Here is a 1,869-nt window from a genome sequence, read left to right on the forward strand (position 1 = left end):
GATACTTTGCATTAATGTATACATTGTGCTATTATATATTTAACAAACATCAAGAAACAAAATTCACCTATTTAGTAGGTGGCGTTTATAGACTTTTGAGTCTCATAACTCGTTTACCCACAATATGAGTTATGTTTTGAGGAGATTAGGTTCTCCTTTTTTTGTTTTTTGTCTTAATATATTTTTTATAAATAAATATATATAAATTTTATTGTACAATTGATAATTTTAAAATATTTGGTATACTGTATATTATAAATAATTTTGAGAAAATTATTAAAATTATAATATTTCAAAAAGTAATATAAGGAAAATTTACTGTATTTGGAGGTAATCTATGTTTGAAAATTTAAAAATAGCAGATCCAGATTTATATGCTAGTATGAAGAGAGAATTAGTTAGACAGCAAAGAAATATAGAGTTAATTGCATCTGAAAATATAGTTTCAGTGCCAGTCATGGAGGCTATGGGAAGTCATTTAACTAATAAATACGCAGAAGGATATTCAGGTAAAAGATATTACGGCGGTTGTGCTCATATAGATGAGGTCGAAACTTTAGCTATAGAAAGAATCAAGAAAGTATTCGGTGCAGAGCATGCAAATGTACAACCACATTCAGGTGCAAATGCAAATTTAGCAGTTTATTTCGCAATGCTTAAACCAGGAGATAAGGTAATGGGTATGAATTTATCTGAAGGTGGTCACTTAACTCATGGTTCACCAGCGAATATATCAGGAAAATACTTTGATTTTACTGAATACGGTATAAATGAAGAGGGTTTAATTGATTACGATGAAGTCAGAAAAATGGCTCTAGAAGTTAAACCTAAGATGATAGTTGCAGGTGCAAGTGCTTATCCTAGAGAAATAGATTTTAAGAAATTTAGAGAGATTGCAGACGAAGTAGGGGCTTATCTAATGGTAGATATGGCTCATATAGCAGGACTTGTAGCAGCTGGACTTCATCAAAATCCAGTAGAGGTTGCAGATTTTGTGACAACTACAACTCATAAGACTTTAAGAGGCCCTCGTGGTGGCGTTATACTTTGCAAGAAAGAATATGCAAAAGCAATAGATAAATCTATATTCCCTGGAATACAAGGTGGTCCGCTTGAACATATTATAGCTTCAAAGGCAGTTTGTTTTAAGGAAGCATTGAGCGATGAATTCAAAGCTTATCAAACTCAAGTTGTTAAAAATGCTAAAAGACTTGCTGAAGAATTATTAAAGAGAGGATATAAGCTAGTAAGTGGAGGAACTGATAATCACTTGATTTTATTAGATTTTACAAACAAAGGAATAACAGGTAAGGAAGCTGAAAAATTGTTAGACGAAGCTTACATAACTGTAAATAAAAATACTGTACCAAACGATCCAAATGGTGCGCTTGTAACTAGTGGTGTTAGAATAGGTACTCCTGCCGTAACTACTAGAGGTATGGTGGAAGAGGATATGGCTGTAATTGCAGAAGCTATAGATTTATGCTTGAATGATAGAGATTTAGATATGGCTAGAGAATTAGTAATAGGTCTTACTAAGAAATATCCTCTATATGAAGAATATGATTTAATGGATTAAGATTTTTAATTAAAAATAAATAACTACTCCCCTAAATCCTATGCGATATATGGTTCAAATATATTGTGTAGGATTTATTATTTTAAGAAGGAAAAAAATATATTTTAACGTATAAAATGTGTTAATATTTAATCATAAAAGCTAAAATTGGGGGATAAAATATATGGATAAAAGCACAATAAAAAATTTAATGAATGAATATAAAAGACCTTTTTATATTTACGATGAAGAGGTAATATATGAACAAATTCAAAAGCTAAAGACTAATTTTCCTGAATTTGAATTTTTAT

The 1,869-nt window shown here is 30.3% G+C and carries 1 protein-coding gene; it reads left to right on the forward strand.

The genetic code is table 11. The features are described from left to right. Positions 1-337: 337 nt before the first annotated feature. Complete coding sequence (gene glyA / locus ACI3VO_RS00750; RefSeq protein WP_439756075.1) at positions 338-1,579, forward strand: serine hydroxymethyltransferase; 1,242 nt, start codon at positions 338-340, stop codon at positions 1,577-1,579. Positions 1,580-1,869 lie beyond the last annotated feature (290 nt).

It is taken from the genome of Intestinibacter sp., from assembly GCF_051866655.1.
Lineage (GTDB): Bacteria > Bacillota > Clostridia > Peptostreptococcales > Peptostreptococcaceae > Intestinibacter.